17 protein-coding genes, 1 tRNA gene and 1 pseudogene are annotated in these 16247 nt (G+C 74.0%); 12 read left to right on the plus strand and 7 right to left on the minus strand.

Translation table 11 applies throughout. From position 1 onward, the window contains the following. Positions 1-2 precede the first annotated feature (2 nt). On the plus strand, positions 3-464 hold the full coding sequence (gene bfr, locus ACI79W_RS14670) for a bacterioferritin (RefSeq protein ID WP_456562822.1): 462 nt from the start codon (positions 3-5) through the stop codon (positions 462-464). A 95-nt stretch (positions 465-559) separates the two neighbouring features. Here the strand turns inward: bfr and ACI79W_RS14675 are convergent, their stop codons facing one another. After that, positions 560-1513: an ABC transporter substrate-binding protein gene (locus tag ACI79W_RS14675; protein ID WP_456562823.1), complete on the minus strand. Its 954-nt coding sequence runs from the start codon at positions 1511-1513 to the stop codon at positions 560-562. A 140-nt stretch (positions 1514-1653) separates the two neighbouring features. Here ACI79W_RS14675 and ACI79W_RS14680 point away from each other — a divergent pair, with 140 nt between their 5' ends. Together ACI79W_RS14680 and ACI79W_RS14685 are read left to right on the plus strand one after the other, a co-directional pair. Further along, positions 1654-2592: a siderophore-interacting protein gene (locus tag ACI79W_RS14680; RefSeq protein ID WP_456562824.1), complete on the plus strand. Its 939-nt coding sequence runs from the start codon at positions 1654-1656 to the stop codon at positions 2590-2592. Between the two features lie 44 nt (positions 2593-2636). Continuing rightward, positions 2637-2843: a hypothetical protein gene (locus tag ACI79W_RS14685; RefSeq protein ID WP_456562825.1), complete on the plus strand. Its 207-nt coding sequence runs from the start codon at positions 2637-2639 to the stop codon at positions 2841-2843. Here ACI79W_RS14685 and ACI79W_RS14690 read toward each other — a convergent pair. Next, positions 2840-3604: a MerR family transcriptional regulator gene (locus tag ACI79W_RS14690; RefSeq protein ID WP_456562826.1), complete on the minus strand. Its 765-nt coding sequence runs from the start codon at positions 3602-3604 to the stop codon at positions 2840-2842. The two genes, ACI79W_RS14685 and ACI79W_RS14690, sit on opposite strands and share 4 nt — an antisense overlap. An 88-nt stretch (positions 3605-3692) precedes the next feature. On the opposite strand from ACI79W_RS14690, the gene ACI79W_RS14695 reads away from it, so the two are divergent. The 4 genes and pseudogenes from ACI79W_RS14695 to ACI79W_RS14710 form a co-directional block, all read left to right on the plus strand. After that, positions 3693-5540, plus strand: a complete 1848-nt coding sequence (locus ACI79W_RS14695; protein ID WP_456562827.1) for a hypothetical protein — start codon at positions 3693-3695, stop codon at positions 5538-5540. Further along, complete coding sequence (locus tag ACI79W_RS14700; RefSeq protein ID WP_456562828.1) at positions 5537-5962, plus strand: hypothetical protein; 426 nt, start codon at positions 5537-5539, stop codon at positions 5960-5962. The genes ACI79W_RS14695 and ACI79W_RS14700 overlap by 4 nt, the downstream gene beginning before the upstream one ends. Continuing rightward, positions 5959-7263 carry a hypothetical protein gene (locus tag ACI79W_RS14705; protein ID WP_456562829.1) on the plus strand — a complete coding sequence of 435 codons (1305 nt, stop codon included), beginning with the start codon at positions 5959-5961 and terminating at the stop codon, positions 7261-7263. The genes ACI79W_RS14700 and ACI79W_RS14705 overlap by 4 nt, the downstream gene beginning before the upstream one ends. A 59-nt stretch (positions 7264-7322) precedes the next feature. Beyond that, positions 7323-7559: pseudogene (locus ACI79W_RS14710) on the plus strand (flagellar FlbD family protein); the annotation flags it as partial. A 146-nt stretch (positions 7560-7705) separates the two neighbouring features. On the opposite strand, the gene ACI79W_RS14715 reads toward ACI79W_RS14710, so the two are convergent. Beyond that, a complete protein-coding gene (locus ACI79W_RS14715) occupies positions 7706-8569 on the minus strand; it encodes an SGNH/GDSL hydrolase family protein (RefSeq protein WP_456562830.1) in 864 nt (287 codons plus the stop codon). A gap of 124 nt (positions 8570-8693) precedes the next feature. On the opposite strand from ACI79W_RS14715, the gene ACI79W_RS14720 reads away from it, so the two are divergent. Then, positions 8694-9383 (plus strand): SGNH/GDSL hydrolase family protein, encoded by a 690-nt coding sequence (locus ACI79W_RS14720; RefSeq protein ID WP_456562831.1) that lies wholly within the window; start codon positions 8694-8696, stop codon positions 9381-9383. Positions 9384-9641: 258 nt separating this feature from the next. Here the strand turns inward: ACI79W_RS14720 and ACI79W_RS14725 are convergent. The 4 genes from ACI79W_RS14725 to ACI79W_RS14740 all read right to left on the minus strand — a co-directional run bounded on the left by ACI79W_RS14725 (position 9642) and on the right by ACI79W_RS14740 (position 11490). Continuing rightward, positions 9642-9714: transfer RNA gene (locus tag ACI79W_RS14725), tRNA-Ala, on the minus strand. A gap of 105 nt (positions 9715-9819) precedes the next feature. Then, a complete protein-coding gene (locus ACI79W_RS14730) occupies positions 9820-10233 on the minus strand; it encodes a VOC family protein (RefSeq protein WP_456562832.1) in 414 nt (137 codons plus the stop codon). Positions 10234-10243: 10 nt separating this feature from the next. Then, entirely contained in the window at positions 10244-10678 is a 435-nt protein-coding gene (locus ACI79W_RS14735; RefSeq protein ID WP_456562833.1) for a helix-turn-helix domain-containing protein, read from the minus strand. A gap of 29 nt (positions 10679-10707) precedes the next feature. Continuing rightward, a complete protein-coding gene (locus ACI79W_RS14740) occupies positions 10708-11490 on the minus strand; it encodes a M23 family metallopeptidase (protein WP_456562834.1) in 783 nt (260 codons plus the stop codon). Between the two features lie 425 nt (positions 11491-11915). Between ACI79W_RS14740 and ACI79W_RS14745 the strand changes: the two genes are divergently transcribed. From ACI79W_RS14745 to ACI79W_RS14760, 4 genes are read left to right on the plus strand one after another with little or no spacing between them, the layout of a single operon-like run. Continuing rightward, positions 11916-13490 (plus strand): mannitol dehydrogenase family protein, encoded by a 1575-nt coding sequence (locus ACI79W_RS14745; RefSeq protein WP_456562835.1) that lies wholly within the window; start codon positions 11916-11918, stop codon positions 13488-13490. A gap of 44 nt (positions 13491-13534) precedes the next feature. Continuing rightward, entirely contained in the window at positions 13535-14314 is a 780-nt protein-coding gene (locus ACI79W_RS14750; RefSeq protein ID WP_456562836.1) for an HAD family hydrolase, read from the plus strand. Next, on the plus strand, positions 14311-15444 hold the full coding sequence (locus ACI79W_RS14755) for a CDP-glycerol glycerophosphotransferase family protein (RefSeq protein ID WP_456562837.1): 1134 nt from the start codon (positions 14311-14313) through the stop codon (positions 15442-15444). Before ACI79W_RS14750 ends, ACI79W_RS14755 begins: the two co-directional genes overlap by 4 nt. Continuing rightward, the gene (locus tag ACI79W_RS14760; protein ID WP_456562838.1) at positions 15425-16246 is read left to right on the plus strand and encodes a phosphocholine cytidylyltransferase family protein; all 822 of its coding nucleotides are present in this window, start codon (positions 15425-15427) and stop codon (positions 16244-16246) included. The genes ACI79W_RS14755 and ACI79W_RS14760 overlap by 20 nt, the downstream gene beginning before the upstream one ends. The last annotated feature ends 1 nt before the right edge of the window (position 16247 follow it).

Genomic DNA, 16247 nt, shown 5'->3' on the forward strand with positions numbered 1-16247 from the left:
GCGTGGTCGAACTGCTGAACGACGCGCTAACCTTCGAACTGACGGTCACCAACACCTACTTCCTCAACGCCCGCATGCTCGACGCATGGGGCTTGCCGAAGCTCGGCAAGGTCTTCTACGACCTCTCCATCGACGAGATGCGCGACGCCGACGCCCTCATCCAGCGCGTGCTGCTCTTCGACGGCCACCCCAACCTCCAGCGGCTCGGGGCGATCCGGGTCGGCGAGACGGCCGAGGAGATGCTCGTGCTCGCCCTGGACAGCGAGAAGGCGGCCGTCGCCCAGTTCAACGCCTCGGCGAAGGAGTGCCACGACCTCGGCGACCACGGCACGGCGTCGGTGTTCGAGGAGATGGTCCTGGACGAGGAGAAGCACGCCGACTGGTTCGAGGCGCAGCTGGCCGCGATCGAGCGCGTCGGCTCCCCGCAGTACCTGGCCGCGCAGATCTCCACCGAGACGCCCTGATGCGACGAGGGCCCCTCCCGGCGCGGGAGGGGCCCTCGTGCCCGTGGCCCCTCTGCCGGGTCCCGCGCCGACGCGTGGGGGGCAGTGGGGTCCTCTCAGCCGGCCAGCAGCTCCTGCAGCCGTTCGAGCTGCAGGGTGGCGGCGCGCAGCCCGATGCCCGTGTAGAAGACGTCGTCCTCCACCTGGAAGGCCCGCTGGTCCTGCACCGCGGTGAGCATCGGCCACAGCGGCCCGGCCACGACGGCAGCCTCCCCGGAATCGGCGACCGGCCCGTACGACGAGTACAGGATCACGTCCGCGTCGGCCTGGGTGATCTCCTCGGGGCTCAGCTCGGCGAAGGTCGGGCGCCCCGCGGGCAGCTCCACCTGGTCCAGGCCGACGTCGGCGAGGACCGTGCCGATGAACGAGTCGGGCTGGTAGGCCCGGATGGTGCCGCCGACGAACCGGATCGGGCTGATCGTCGTGCCGGTCCCGATCTCCTCGCCGAGCCGGGCGGCCTGCTCCTCGTAGTCCGCGATGAGCTCCGCCGCCTCCTCCTCCCTGCCCAGCGCCTCGGCGGCGAGGAGGAGGTTCTCCTTCCACGTGTCGCCGACGTCGGCCGCGAAGACGGTGGGGGCGATCCGCGACAGCTGGTCGTAGATGTCCTCGTGGCGCACCGAGTTGGACAGGATGAGGTCCGGCTCCAGCGCGGCGATCTCCTCCAGGTTCGGCTCGGCGATCGTGCCGACGACCTCGATGCGCTCGGCGTCCTCGGCGAGGTAGCTGAGGAAGGTCCCCGAGACGTCGGTGGTCACCGCGCCCACGGGGGTGACGCCGAGCGAGAGCGCCGAGTCCAGCTCCCCGGTGTCCAGGACGACGACCCGCTCGGGCTCGGCCGGGATCTCGGTCGCCCCCATGTCGTGCTGGACCGTGCGCGGGAAGGCGGTGCCCTCGGCCGCCGCCACGCCCGCCGCCCCGTCGCCGGGCTCGGTGTCCCCGCCGCCGCAGGCGGCCAGGACCAGGGCGGCCGCCACCGCGAGGGCGGTCGCGCGCGAGAGGTGCTTCGTCATCGTCCTCCTCCGTGCTGAGCGCACCTCCGGGGCGGACGTGCGTCTGGATCGGCCGGCACCGGTGTGCAAGACTGCCGGAAGCCAGGGAAGGCTAGCCTAAGTAGGCCGCCGCCCCGCACGCACCGAGCCCGGGAGACGCCGTGACCGTCCAGACCGCGCAGATCCCCGCCTACCGCACCTTCCCGGTGCGCGTCGCGCGGGTGCAGCGGCTGAGCCCGAGCTTTCTGCGGGTCACCTTCACCGGCCCGGAGATGGACGAGCTGACGTCGAACGGCCGGGACCAGCGGATCAAGGTCATGCTGCCGCTGCCGGGGCGCGGCATCCTCGACTGCCCGGCCGGTGACGACTGGTACGGCGCGTGGCGGGCGCTGCCCGAGGAGCGCCGGATGCCGCTCCGCACCTACACCGTCCGGGCGCTGCGCCCCCAGCACCGCGAGGTCGACGTCGACTTCGTCCTGCACGGCGCGACCGGCCCCGCCTCGGCCTGGGCCGAGCAGGCCGGCCCCGGCGACGAGGTGGTCCTGGTCGCGCCGAACGCCCGCTTCCCCGGTGAGACCGGCGGTTTCGAGTGGCACCCGCCGGCCGACGCCTCCTGCCTGCTGGTCGCGGGCGACGAGACGGCGGTGCCGGCGATCTGCGCGATCGTGGAGGGCCTGCCCGCGGGCCGGCGCGCCAAGGTCCTGCTCGAGGTGCCGACCGCCGGCGACGCGCTCGCCGTCGCCGCCCCGCCCGGCGTGGAGATCACCTGGCTGCCCCGCTGGCCCGTCGACGGCTCCGCCGCCTCGCCGCGCGGTCGGCTGCTCACCGAGGCCGTCCTGGCCGCCGTCCGCGAGCTGGGTGACCTGATCGCTCCCTCCCCCGCGCCCGACCTCGCCGACGTGGACGTCGACGCGGGCATCCTGTGGGAGGTCCCCGTGGAGGCGGCCGCCACCCCGGGCACCTCCGGCGTCTACGCCTGGCTCGCCGGTGAGGCCGGTGTCGTCAAGGGCCTGCGCCGGCACCTGGTGCAAGAGGTCGGGGTCGACCGCCGGTCGGTGGCCTTCATGGGGTACTGGCGCGAGGGCCGCGACTCCGACTGACCCTCCGTTTGACACCGTGACATCAGCCGGTGTCACATGAGGTCGTGCCTGGTTACGACGTCGTCGCCACCGACGGCCTGAGCGTCATAGGAACCGTCGGCTTCTTCGTGCCCGCGGCCGTCCTCGTGGCGCTGGTCGCGGGGGCGGTGGTCCGCGACCGCCGGATCAGCGCGCGGGAGGCGGCGGCCGGGGCCGATCACGAGGGCACGGTGCGGGAGGAGGTCGCCGACGGCGACGCCGCGGAACGCTAGCCCCCGAGCTCCCCCAGCGCCGCCTCCACAGCGGTCGCCACCTCCGCGGCCATCTCGGTGCGGAACGCGGCAAGCACCGCCTGCGCCGCCACCGGCTGGAGCCGGGTGACCGTGGCCAGGATCGCGTCCAGCTGCTCGGACGGTGCGCCCGCCTCCACGAACCCGCGCCAGACGGTGTCGACGAACATCTCGACGTAGGTGCGGCTGATCGCCCGCACGTGCTCGTTCACCTGCGCCTGGGCCGCGATGAGCGCCGTCGACGGGACGCCGAGGCCCATGACCTGCAGCCCCGCCACGAGCAGGGCGGGGTCGAGGACGCGGAGCCGATCCCCGTCGAGCCGCTCCACGATGCCGAGCTCGACCAGCGGGTCGATCAGCTCCCCGTCGGCCGGGACGCCCGCCCGGGCGGCGAGCTCCGCACCGGTGGTCTCCTCCGGCTCCGGCGGGAGCCAGGGCGCCAGCAGCGCCCGGTGCAGCGCGAGGGTGGCAGAGCTCGCGGTGGGCGGCGCGCTGGCGAGGGTGCGCTCGATCATCGCCAGCGAGTAGCCCTCGGCGAGCATCTCCCGCACGAGCAGCAGCCGGGCGACGTGCTCGCGGCCGTAGTAGCCCGTGCGGCCGACCATCCGCGGCGGCGGCAGGAGCCCGCGCGCCGAGTACGCCCGCACGTTCCGCACCGTGAGCCCTACGCGGGCGGCCAGCTCGTCGACCGTCAGCTCGCGCTCGGGGTCCTCACCGGCCGGCTCGGGCAGTGCTGCGCTCACCCGTCCCCCTCTCCTCGTCACCCCAGCCTATGTCGCTCGTTCCATGTGACAGTTGCCGATGTAACCGTTACTGGTGTTCCATAGCTACATGCCTGGGAGGGAAGCCGTGCTGCTCGCCGCCGAGACACGACCTGCCGGAGGTGCCGCGCTGGGCGAGGTGCTCCTCGCCACGGGGATCGGCGCCCTCCTGACGGTGGTGCTGCTGACCCTGGTCATCGCGCACCGCGCCCGGCGGTCGTCCGTGCTCACCCGGGTCGGCGACCGGCTCGGCGCCGCCGCCGGGGTGCCGGGCTGGGTAGCCCTGCCGACGGTCCTGACCACCGCCTCGCTGCTGACCGCCCTGCTCGGCATGCTCTGGGACATCGCCTTGCACATCGGCGTCGGCCGCGACGAGGGGCCGCTGGCCAACCCGGCGCACTACCTCATCCTCTTCGGCCTCTTCGGCGTCTTCGCCGGCGGCGTGCTCGCCTGCGCCATGCCGCTGGACGAGCGGCCCGGCCCGGCTGCCGTGCGGTTCGTCCGCGGCTGGGACGTCCCGGTCGGCGGCATCCTGCTCACGGCCGCGGGCTTCTACGCCCTGCTCGGGTTCCCCCTCGACGACGTGTGGCACCGGATGTTCGGCCAGGACGTGACCCTCTGGGGCCCCACGCACCTGATGCTGATCGGCGGCGCGGGCCTGTCGATCATCGGGCTGCTCGTCCTCGAGCAGGAGGGGCACGGCCGGCGCTCCACCGACGGCGACCAGGGGGGCACCGCGCGGTTCCTCCGGCGGACCTCGGCCATGGGCGGGCTGCTGCTCGGCATGTCGGTCTTCCAGGGCGAGTACGACTTCGACGTGCCGCAGTTCCGGCTGGTGCTGGAGCCGTTCATGATCGCCGGGGCCGCCGGCATCGCGCTGGTCGCGGCCCGCATGTTCATCGGCCGCGGCGGGGCGCTCGCCGCGACGGCGTTCTTCCTGGCCGTGCGCGGCTCCATCGCGCTGGTCGTGGGGCCCGGCCTGGGCGAGATCGTCCCCACGTTCCCGCTCTACCTGGGTTCGGCGATCGTGGTCGAGCTCCTGGCGCTCGCGCTGCCCCCGGCCCGCCGGCCGCTGCTGTTCGGCGCCGTGGCCGGCGTCGCGATCGGCACCGTCGGCCACGGGACCGAGGCGGCCTGGACCCACGTCGTCCAGGAGCTGACCTGGGGCAGCGACGTCCTGGTGGAGGGCACGCTCATGGCGCTCGCCGGCGGTGTCGCCGGGGCGCTGCTGGGGGCCCTCCTGGCCACCGGCCTGCGCCGCCGGCTGCCGCGCCCCGCCGTCGCCCGCGGCACGCTCCTGGCCTGCCTCGCGGTGCTCGTGGGCGCCGTCGCCAACGGCCTGGTCGCCACCGTGCCCGACGACGTCCAGGCGACCTTCACGATCGACGACGTCACCACCGAGCCCCGCACGGCGCAGATCGGCGTGCGGCTGGACCCGGCCGACTTCCCCGACGACCCCGCGTGGGTGCAGATCACCGCCTGGCAGGGCCAGGGGCTGGTCGTGACCCCGCTGGAGGAGGTCGGCGAGGGCGAGTACCGCACCACCGAGCCCGTGCCGCTGCACGGGACGTGGAAGACGCTGCTGCGCGTGCACGACGGACGGGTGCTCACCGCCTTCCCCATCTACCTGCCGCAGGACGAGGCGATCCCCGCCGACGAGATCCCGGCCGAGGACGGCATGACCCGCAGCGCGATCCCCGAGATCGACATCCTCCAGCGCGAGCTGGAGGACAGCGGCGGCGGCCTGTGGCTGGTGTCCAACCTCGTGGTGCTCGCCTGCACGCTGGCGCTCGTCGCCGCCATGGCCTGGGGTGTGGGCCGCTACGCCCGCCGCGCCGGCGTCGCCCGGCCGTTCGTCGATGCCCCGGCGGGCCGCCCCGTGGAGAGCGCGACGACACCCGCGGCGGTGCACCGGTGAGCCCGCACCGCACGACCACCGCCCTGCTGCTCGTGGCGCTGCCGCTGACCGGCTGCGCCGGCACGGCTGCCCCCGCCGAGGAGGTTGCCGCTCCCCCGGCAGCCCAGTCCCCCCTCGCCGGCAGCACCACACCGACCGACCCCGCGCCGCCGGAGGCCACCGGTCAGCGCATCGAGGTGGCGTACGCGGACGGCCGGGTCACCGGCGACACGGGCCGGGTCCCGGTGCCGCTGGGTGAGCCGGTGACCGTCGTCGTCACCTCCGACGTCGCCGACGAGGCGCACCTGCACGGGTACGACCGGCTGGCCGACCTGGTACCGGGGCAGCCGGCGGAGCTCTCGTTCGACGCCACCATCCCCGGGGTCTTCGAGCTCGAGCTGCACGACGCCGGGACGGTGCTGCTGACGCTGCAGGTCGGGTGAGCGTCCTCGCGCACGGGGTCGGCTCGCGCACGGACCTGCCGATCCCGATCGGCTTCGCGCTCTACGGCGCCGGGGCGGCGATCCTGGTCAGCTTCACCGTCCTGCTGCTGTTCTGGCGCACCCCGCGGCTGGGCGGCGCCGGGCCGGGGCGTCCGCTGCCCGCCGGCGTGCAGCGGGTGCTCGACGGCGCGCCGCTGCGGCGGGGGCTCCAGGCGCTCGCGCTGGTCGTGGCGGCCTTCGTCGTCGCCGTGGCACTCCTCGGGCCCGGCGAGACCTCGCGCAACCTCGCCCCGTGGGTGCTCTACGTGACGTTCTGGGTGGGGCTCGTACCGGCGAGCCTGCTGCTCGGCCCGGTCTGGCGGGTGGCGAACCCCCTGCGGCTGCTGCACCGGCTGCTGCGCCCGGTGGCGCCGGCCGCACCCGGCGCGGCGCACCTGCCCGCCCTCGGGCTCTGGCCGGCCGCGGGCTCGCTGCTGGCCTTCGTCTGGCTGGAGCTGGTCTTCCCCGGCCGCGCGGAGCCGGTCACCGTTGCGGTCTTCCTGCTGCTGCACGCGGTGGTGCACGTGGCGCTGTCGCTGTGGTTCGGCGAGGGCTGGTTCGCCCGCGGGGACGGCTTCGAGGCCTACTCCGCGCTGATGGCCCGGCTCTCCCCGTGGGGCCGGCGGGACGACGGCCGCCTGGTGCTGCGCAACCCGCTGGCCGGCGCGCTCGCCACCCCGGCCGAACCCGGCCTGGCCGCGCTGGTGGTGGTGCTGCTGGGCTCGACCGCCTTCGACGGGCTCTCGCGCACGGTGTGGTGGCAGACCGGCCCGGGCGCGGCGGACGACACCCTCTCCGGCACGGTGGGCCTGCTGGCGTCGATCGGCGTCGTCGCGGCCCTGTACGCGCTGGGCACGCGGTTGTCCGGGCGGCTGGCGGACCAGCCCCCGGGCGTGCAGCCGGGCCGGTACGCGGCCACGGTCATCCCCATCGCGCTGGGCTACACCGTGGCGCACTACTTCAGCCTGCTGCTGCTCGACGGGCAGAACACCTGGATCCTGGTGAGCAACCCGTTCGGCGTCGCCGGCGTGGACCTGTTCGGCACGTACGGCAACCGGGTCGACCTGACCGCGGTCGGCTCCGACGCGATCGCCCTCGTCCAGGTGGGGGCGATCATCGCCGGCCACGTCGTCGGGGTCACGCTGGCGCACGAGCGGGCCCTGCTTTCCGCCCGGCACGCGCGGGCCTCCGACCAGCTGCCGCTGGTGGTCGTGATGGTGCTGTTCACCCTGGGCGGCCTCGGCCTGCTGTTCGGCTTCTGAGCGCGGCGGTCACCCGGACGGGCGCATCCGGCACGGCGGCCACCAGCACGCGCCGCGGGATGCCGACGGCCCCGGTGCCGGACCACCGTCCGAGCCGGTCCACCGGTCCCCGGGCCGACGAGTGCGCAAGGACCCGCCTCGTGATCGCTGTGACCTGCCGCCACGGTGAGCACTTCGCCGTCGACCCCGACCACATCGAGCGCGTCGAGTGCCACGCCGACACGGTCGTCCACCTCGTCGACGGCACCCGCTACGTCGTCGAGGCGGCGTGCGAGGAGGTCCGGCACTCGATCGCCGCCCACCGCGCGGGTGCGCTCGTCGCCCGGGCGCGCTCACCGGCGGGTACGCCGCCATGCCGCCCGCCGCTCGCCTCGCCAGGCGGCACGGCAGCGGCCGGGGCGCGCCCGAGCCGGAGCTGGGCGCCGTCCCGAACTGACGCCGCTCAGCGGCGGTCGAGCCGCAGCACCGCCATGGTGCGTGCGGCCATCTCCGCCTCGCCCAGCGCGTTGGGGTGCACGATCACCGGGTTGAGCCCCTGCAGCACCGGCTCGATCCAGCGGACACCGATCGGCTGGCAGGCGTCGTGGCCGTCCGAGACGCGGCTCAGGTCGACGAACGTGACCCCGGACAGGGACGCCGCCCGCCGCACCACGTCGTTGAGGGTCGCCTGGAGCTCGCGCAGGTAGGGGATGTCGCCCTCGGCGATCGTCATGCGGTCGAAGCAGCCGCCGCTGGCCGGCACGATCCAGGGGTAGCCGAGGATGGCGATCCGCGCGTCCGGCGCCGCCGCCCGCACGGCCCGGAGCGCCTCCACCAGGGCGGGGAACGTCGTGCTGCGCACCGTGTCCGTGAACGTGCTGCCGTACCGGTCCTTGCACGGGCTGCCCTGACCGAGCGTGGCGAGGCCGGCGGTGCTGCAGGCGATCACCGAGTTGATGAAGACGCCGCTGTCGTTGCCGCCGATGGTCATCGTGACCAGCTGGGTGTCCCGGCCCAGCGCCTCGAGCTGCGGGGCCACCCCCGGGTGCTGCCCGGTGAAGAAGTCGCCGGTGTCGGCGCCCCCGCACGTCACGTCGGTGAGCTGGGCGCCGATCGCCCGGGCGATGACGTGCGGGTAGTTGCGGGTCGAGCGCAGGCACTGCGGCGGCGCGGTCAGGTCCGGCGGCAGCACGCCCGACGCCGCGCTGTAGGAGTCACCCAGGGCGACGTAGCGCAGCGGGGCCGCGGCAGCCTGGGCCGTCGGCGCGACCACGACGCCGCTGAGGACCGCGGCGGCGGCCAGGATGCAGGTAGCGAGACGGCGCACGTCTCCTCCAGATCGGGTGGGGGCGGTGTGCGCGGATCAACGCGCGACCCGCCCGGCGGTTACGCAGGTCACACAGCTGTCCGCGACGGCGTGCCACCCGGCGGTCGCGGGCTACCGTCGAGCCATGGCTCCGGGGCGCGTGGTCCAGGCGCTCGTCGCCGTCGTGGTCGTCGCCCTCGCGGGCTCGGTGCTCGTGCACAACAGCCCCGGCAACCGGGTGGCGCACGCCGTCCTGCACTTCGGGTGCTTCCTGTCCGCGTCCGACGAGCCGGGCGGCACCGCGGCCCTCGGCGACTCGATCACCGCCGGCAGCCACGTGGGGGTGCTCCCCATCGGGGTCGACGACTCGTACATCGACGTGCTCGGCTGCCGCGAGGACTCCCCCGTGACTTACAGCGGCAACTTCGGGGTCGGCGGGGAGCGGAGCGATGAGATCCTCGCCCGGGTGCCCGACGCGCTCGACCCGCGCCCGGCCACGGTGCTCGTGCTCGCCGGCACCAACGACGTCCGCCAGGGGCGCACCGAGGGGACGATCGAGAACCTGGCGCAGATGGCCGAGGAGATCGAGGCCCGCGGTGCGACCCCCGTCTTCGCGACCCTGCCCCCGAGCGACGAGTTCCCCGAGGAGACGGTGGCCCTCAACGACCGGCTGCGCGCGTGGGCGGACGAGCAGGGCGTGGAACTGCTGGACTTCTGGACGCCGCTGGCCCACGCGGACGGCACCTTCGCCGACGGGATGAGCGACGACGGCACCCACCCCTCGGCCGAGGGCACCGAGGTGCTGGCGGACGTCGTCGCCGACGCCCTGGGCTGAACAGGCGCGTTAGATGCGCCGGCGCCACCACGGCCGTGAGTGGCAGCGGCAGAAGTCGGCCAGCTCGAGGCAGTCGTCGCAGGTCATGCCGTCCAGGGTGGACCGGGTCGGCCCGGAGCGGACCCACCTCGGGGCCCGCCCTCACCCCGAAGGGCTGGAAGCTGGCACCCCCGTCGGCAGGAGCCCGGGGATGCCACCGTGACTGCCCGACGACGACCAGGGCGCCCTCCCGGTGGGAGGACGCCCTGGTCGATCGGGTGGAGCTGAGGGGACTCGAACCCCTGACCCCCACACTGCCAGTGTGGTGCGCTACCAGCTGCGCCACAGCCCCGAACCTGGCCCGGCGTGGTTCCTCCGAGCCGGGAGCAACTGTACAGGGCTGGTTGCGGGGACCGACGGAGGGGTGGGGAGCGGGCCACCGCGTGGCGGCCCGCCGTCACGCCTCCTTCATCTGCGCGATGCGCAGGTGGTTGCCGAACGGGTCGCGGAGGCCGAAGTCGATGCCGTAGGGCTGGTCGACCGGCTCCTCGGTGATCTCCACACCCCGCTCCTTGAGCTCGGCGTGGGTCTTCCAGGCGTCGTCGCAGGTGAAGAAGAGGTGGCCGCCGGCCGCCCCCTTGCTCACCAGGTCGCGCACCTGGGCGGCGGTCTCCTCGCTCATCGCCGGGGCGCCGGGCTTCTCCAGGAGCACGGCGCGGTCGGGCTGGCCGGGGAGATTGACCGTGAGCCAGCGCATGGGCCCGAAGTTCATGTCGGCCTGCACCTCGAAGCCGAGCTTGCCGACGTAGAAGTCGAGGGCCGCGTCCTGGTCGGGGACGTAGATCTGGGTGATGGAGATGGTCTTCAGCATGGGGAGGACGCTAGGGAGCCTGCACCGCTGGTTGCTTCTCCGAAACTGCTCGATCGGTCGCCGGCCGGGCCCAGGCCATGGCGAAGCAGGTGGGCACCGGCGGCAGCGGACCCCGTCGCCGGTAGGCGCTCGGGGGCTCCCCGACGACGCCGCGAAAGACCCGGCTGAACGTCCCGAGGCTGGAGAAGCCGACCTCCATGCAGACGTCGGTGACGCTGCGGTCGCCGGTGCGCAGCAGGAACATCGCGCGCTCCACCCGGCGGCGCTGCAGGTAGCGGTGCGGGGTCTCGCCGAACGCCGCACGGAACGAGCGGATGAAGTGGGCCGGCGAGACCAGGGCGATGCGGGCAAGCGTCGCGACGTCGAGCGGCTCGGCGTAGTGCGCGTCGATGGTGTCCCGCGCGCGCAGCAGCCGCCGGTTGCTCTCCTCGACGGCGCCGGTCACGGGGCGATCAGACCACGCCCGCCCCCGCCTCAGACGTGGACGCCGCGCGCCGCCAGCCACGGGATCGGGTCGACCCGCTTGCCGTCCAGTCCGCCCTTGTGCACCTCGAAGTGCAGGTGCGGACCGGTGGACTGGCCGCGGTTGCCCAGCAGCGCGATGGTCTCCCCGGCCTCCACGTACTGCCCCGGCGAGACCAGGATCTTGTCCATGTGGCCGTAGACGGTGACGTCGCCGCTGTCGTGGAGGATGTAGACCGCCAGGCCGAACCCGCTCGCCGAGCCGGCGCGGAGGACCACGCCGTCGACGGCGGCGTACTCGGGCGTACGCATAGGCGCGGCCAGGTCGATGCCGTAGTGGAACGTGCCCCACCGGCCGCCGTAGCCGCTGGTCAGCCGGGCGCCGGCGACCGGCAGCACGGCCTTGGGGCGCGCGGCCTCGGCGGCGGCGGCAGCGGCGGCCTCAGCAGCGGCCTGCCGCTCGGCACGCGAGGCGGCGACCTCCTGGAGGCGCGCCTGCGCCTCGGCGACGGTGATCGAGGCCTGCGGCAGCAGCTCGACGCCCTCCTCGGCCGTCAGCAGGGAGTCCTGGGCGGCGAGCACGGAGGTGGCCTCGGCGGCAGGAGCGCCCTGCAGGCTTGCCCCGGCGGCGAGGACGCCACCGAGGAGGAGCGAGCACAGGAGCAGCGCCGGGCTGCGCCGGGTCTGCGACCGGGCAGGGCGCCGGTACGCGCGGCGCCCGACCGCCCGACCGGTCCGGGGCTGCACCGCCACCAGCAGCTCCGTGCGGGCCTCCGGGCCGATACCAGCGTCCATGCACCCTGTCCGTCTCGCGTTCCCCGACGTGCGCCAGTGAGGCCCACCCATCGAAACATCGCGTGACCGACTCGTGACCCGCCGTGCGGCGCGTCGTGCGCGACACGCCGAGCGGCCGGCACCGCCCGACCCACGAGTCACAGGCGTTACCGACATCGGTGTGGTTCACCCGGTGCAGGGCGCCCGGCAGCCATCGGAGATCATGGTCACGCGCCGGATGGAGGTGAGAGCGTTTCGAGACCCCCGCAACGGGCACTTCCCTTCCCCCGGCGTGAAACATCCGCGCCGGCCCGGCGCCTCCGCGTCCGCGAAGCGGCGCCGGACCTGGTTGCGCGCACCCGGCACCACCCGTGTACTGCTGACCATCGGGAACCGGAACCGGTCAGCCCGGTGCGCCGTACCCAGGACAGAGAAGGAGGGACGCGATGTCACAGGCCGAGCTCCTGCCGCTCCAGGCAGCTGCCGGAACGGCTCCGGTCGGGCATCCTGCGCCTCCGGCCGTCCCGAGCGCCCAGGTCCACCCGCTGACCGACGCGACCCTGCCGCTGCACGAGGCGCAGCTCAGCGTGCCGACCTACGACCGGTCGGCGCTCACCCCCGCCGTCGTGCACTTCAGCGTCGGCGGGTTCCACCGAGCCCACCAGCTCCTCTACTTCGACGAGCTGGCCGAACGCCGGATCAGCGACGGCTGGGGCGTCGTCGGCGTGGGGCTGCACAGCCGGACGATGAAGGACGCGCTCGCCCCCCAGGACCACCTCTACACCGTCGTCGAACGAAGCCCCGACGGTGAGCGGGCCCGCGTCGTCGGCGTCATGATCGGCTACCACTTCGCGCCCGACGACCCGGCCGCCGTGCTCGACCTGCTCACCGACGAGCGGACGCGCATGGTGTCGCTGACGATCACCGACAGCGGTTACCGGGTCGACCCGCGAACCGGGCTCTTCGACCACGACGACGAGGACATCCGCCGGGACGTGGCGGAGCCGGCTTCCCCGCGCACGGTGTTCGGCTACCTCGTGGAGGCGCTCGACCGCCGCCGCCGCGCCGGCCTCGACCCGTTCTCGGTCGTCTCCTGCGACAACATGCACCGCAACGGGGACGCCGCCCGCGCCGCCGTCGTCGGGTTCGCCCGGCTGCGCGACGAGGTCCTCGCCCGCTGGATCGCCGACCGCGTCGCCTTCCCCAGCAGCATGGTCGACCGCATCACGCCGCACACCAGCCCCGAGGAACGGACCGCGGTGGCCCAGCGGTACGGCGTCGACGACCGGTGGCCGGTCATCACCGAGCCGTTCTCCCAGTGGGTCATCGAGGACACCTTCTCCGCCGGCCGCCCCCCGCTGGACGCCGTCGGCGTGCGGTTCGTACCGGACGTCGGCAGCTACGAGCTGATGAAGACCCGGCTGCTCAACGCCAGCCACTGCGCCCTCGGCTACCTGGGCTCCCTGACCGGGTACGCCAGCCTGGACCGGGTGATGGCCGATCCGGTGCTCGCCGGCTACGTGGCCCGGCTCATGGACGTCGAGGTGACACCGCTGCTGCCGCCGCCCGACGGCATCGACCTCGCCGAGTACAAGCGCACCCTGCTGCAGCGGTTCGCCAACCCGGCGATCGCCGACGGGCTACCCCGGCTGTGCCGCCGGGGCTCGACGAAGATGCCCCACCACCTGCTGCCGTCGCTGCGCCAGGCGATCGAGGAGGGCCGGCCGCACGGCCTGCTCACCCTCGCCGTCGCCGGGTGGTTCCGGTACCTGAGGGGCATCGACGAGAGCGGCCGGCCGCTCCTCGTCGAGGACGCCCTCGCCGAGCGGCTCCAGGCGCTCGCCCGCGCCGGCGGGAGCGACCCGCGGCCCCTGCTCGGCGAGACCTCGGTCTTCGGGGACCTCGGGTCGCACCCCTCGTTCGTGGCCGCCCTGGAGGAGGTCCTGACCGCCTTCGACCGCGACGGTGTCCGGGCGACCGTCGCCGCCCGCACGCTCACCCCCGCGGCGCTGCCGCGGTGAGCACCCCTGACCCCACCACCCCGCCCCCGAAGGGAGCACACCTGGTGCCGACCGTTCCGCCGACGCTCATCGAGCGGGTGCAGTACCTGCTCTGCGACGCCGACGGCAACCTCTTCCCCTCCGAGGAACCGGCGTTCGACGCCTCCGCCGAGGTCACGAACGCGTTCCTCGCCTCCGTCGGCATCGACCGCCGGTACACCGCGGAGGAGCTGCGCCACGCCGCCACCGGCATGAACTTCCGGTCCACGGCCCTCGCGCTGGCCGCCGCGGCCGGCGTCCACGACGTCGACGTGGAGCCGTGGGTCGCCGAGGAGCGCCGGGCCGTCACCGAGCACCTCGGCCGCACCCTGCGACCGCACGGGCCCACGCTGGACGCGCTCGGTGCCCTGGCCGGCCGCCTGGAGCTCGCCGCGGTCAGCTCCAGCGCGCTGTCCCGGCTGGCCGCCTGCTTCACCGCCACCGGCCTGGACGAGCTGATCCCGCCCGCACGCCGCTACAGCGCGGAGGACTCGTTGCCGGTGCCGACGAGCAAGCCCGACCCCGCCGTCTACCGGCACGCCTGCGCCGCGCTGGGCATCGCGCCCGAGGAGGGGCTCGCGGTCGAGGACGCCGTCGCCGGCGTGCGCTCGGCCGTCGGCGCCGGCTGCCCCACCATCGGCAACCTGCTGTTCGTGCTCCCCGAGGAGCGAGCGGCGCGCGCCGAGGCGCTGCTGGCCGCCGGTGCCGTGGCGGTCGTCGGGTCCTGGCAGGAGCTGGCCGGCCTGGTGCTGCCGGTGCTCGCCGGCCGGCCGGACGCCGGCGCCCTGACGGGAGCCGCCCGGTGAACATCGTCTACGTGGCCTTCCGCGGGCACTTCTCCGACAGCCCCCGGGCGCTCTACGAGGCGCTGCGCGAGCATGAGCCGGACGCCACCCACACCTGGCTGTCCGCCCCGCACACCCAGGCCGGCTTCCCGGCCGACGTCCGGACGCTGACCTTCGGCAGCCCGGAGTCGATCGCCGCGCTGGAGGCGGCCGACCTGGTCATCTCCAACGACCACATCCCGCTGGACTGGGAGAAGCGGCCGGGAACCACCTACCTGCAGACCTGGCACGGCACGATGCTCAAGCGCATCCACTACGACGTGCTGTGGGCGCCCGAGGGCCGGCTGGCCTACCTCGACCAGGACATCGCCCGCTGGGACCTGCTGCTGTCGCCGAACGCGGTGACCACCGACCGGCTGCGGAAGGCGTTCGGCTACACCGGCTCCGTCCACGAGACCGGCCTGCCCCGCAACGACCTGCTCTCCGACCCGCGGCGGGACGAGGTCCGCGCGCAGGTCCGCGCCGACCTGGGAGTCGGCGAGGAGCAGACGGTGGTCCTGTACACGCCCACCTGGCGCGACGACCTCGTCTTCGAGGGCACGGGCGAGCGGGACTTCGAGTTCCCGATCGACCTCGACGACTTCTCCGCCCGGCTCGGCGACGACCACGTGCTGCTGCTCCGGCTGCACAACATGGTGATGAGCCGGCTGGAGGTGGTGGAGGGCTCGTCGGTGCGCGACGTCTGCAACCACCCGGACATCCGCGACCTCTACCTCGCCGCCGACCTGATGGTGACCGACTACTCGTCGACGATGTTCGACTTCGCCATCACCGGCCGGCCGCTGCTGTTCTTCACCTACGACCTGGACCGGTACCGTGACCAGCTGCGAGGCTTCTACTTCGACCTCGCCGAGGTCGCGCCCGGTCCTCTCGTCGCCACCAGCGGCGAGCTGGTCTCGGCGATCGCCGACATCGACAAGGTCAGCGCGGAGCACGCCGAGCGATACGCCCGGTTCCGCGAGACGTTCTGCCACCTCGAGGACGGCGCTGCGACGCAGCGGGTCCTCGACCTGATCCTCCCGGACGCGACCGCGTCCGGGCGGACGACCAACTCGATCCCTGAGGGAGATGATGTCCGTGCGGACCGGTGACCACATCCTCGACGCCGTCCGTCGGGGCGGCTCCCCCTCCTCGGCGCGCACCACGAGCCGGCGGCACCCGGCGCCCTCGGTGCAGGTCGTCATCCTGGCCGCGGGCATGGGGACCCGGCTGGGCCGGCAGGACCCGAAGCCCCTGACCCGGCTCGACGACGGCCGCAGCATCCTCCAGCGCCAGCTCGACGGCCTGCGCGCCGTGCTGGGTGCCGAGGTGTCGGTCACCGCGGTGGTCGGCTACCGCAGCAAGCGGATCATGAAGGCCGCGCCCGACCTGCTGTTCGCCTACAACCCCGACTTCGCGGTCACGAACACGTCCAAGAGCCTGCTCCGCGCACTGCGCACCACGCGCGACGGCGGGGTGCTGTGGCTCAACGGCGACGTCGTCTTCGACCCGGCCGTGCTCGAGGTCGCCCTGCCCTCCATCGTGGCGGACCAGAGCTTCGTCTGCGTGGACACCAGCACGGTCGCCGACGAGGAGGTCAAGTACACCCTCGACGGCGACGGGTTCATCGCCGAGCTGTCCAAGACCGTCCGCGGCGGGCTCGGCGAGGCCGTGGGCATCAACTACGTCTCCTCGACCGACAAGGCCCTGCTCGTCGAGCACCTGGAGGCCTGCTCCTCCCAGGACTACTTCGAGCGGGGCATCGAGACGGCGATCGCCGAGGCCGGCCTGCGCGTCCGCCCCGTCGACATCTCGCAGTACGCCGCGGTCGAGGTCGACTTCGAGGGCGACCTCCAGCGGGCCAACACCCTGTTCGGCGGGGGCACGGCGAACGTCGTCGCCGACATCGCCTAAG

It is taken from the genome of Blastococcus sp. SYSU DS0533 (genome assembly GCF_054050775.1).

Excerpts from the sequence above, each read along its gene's own strand:
- ACI79W_RS14740 (WP_456562834.1), bottom strand. The coding sequence starts at position 11,490 with ATGGACGCTGGTATCGGCCCGGAGGCCCGCACGGAGCTGCTGGTGGCG.
- ACI79W_RS14695 (WP_456562827.1), top strand. The coding sequence starts at position 3,693 with ATGCCTGGGAGGGAAGCCGTGCTGCTCGCCGCCGAGACACGACCTGCC.
- ACI79W_RS14675 (WP_456562823.1), bottom strand. The coding sequence starts at position 1,513 with ATGACGAAGCACCTCTCGCGCGCGACCGCCCTCGCGGTGGCGGCCGCC.
- ACI79W_RS14730 (WP_456562832.1), bottom strand. The coding sequence starts at position 10,233 with ATGCTGAAGACCATCTCCATCACCCAGATCTACGTCCCCGACCAGGAC.
- ACI79W_RS14720 (WP_456562831.1), top strand. The coding sequence starts at position 8,694 with ATGGCTCCGGGGCGCGTGGTCCAGGCGCTCGTCGCCGTCGTGGTCGTC.
- ACI79W_RS14745 (WP_456562835.1), top strand. The coding sequence starts at position 11,916 with ATGTCACAGGCCGAGCTCCTGCCGCTCCAGGCAGCTGCCGGAACGGCT.
- ACI79W_RS14760 (WP_456562838.1), top strand. The coding sequence starts at position 15,425 with ATGTCCGTGCGGACCGGTGACCACATCCTCGACGCCGTCCGTCGGGGC.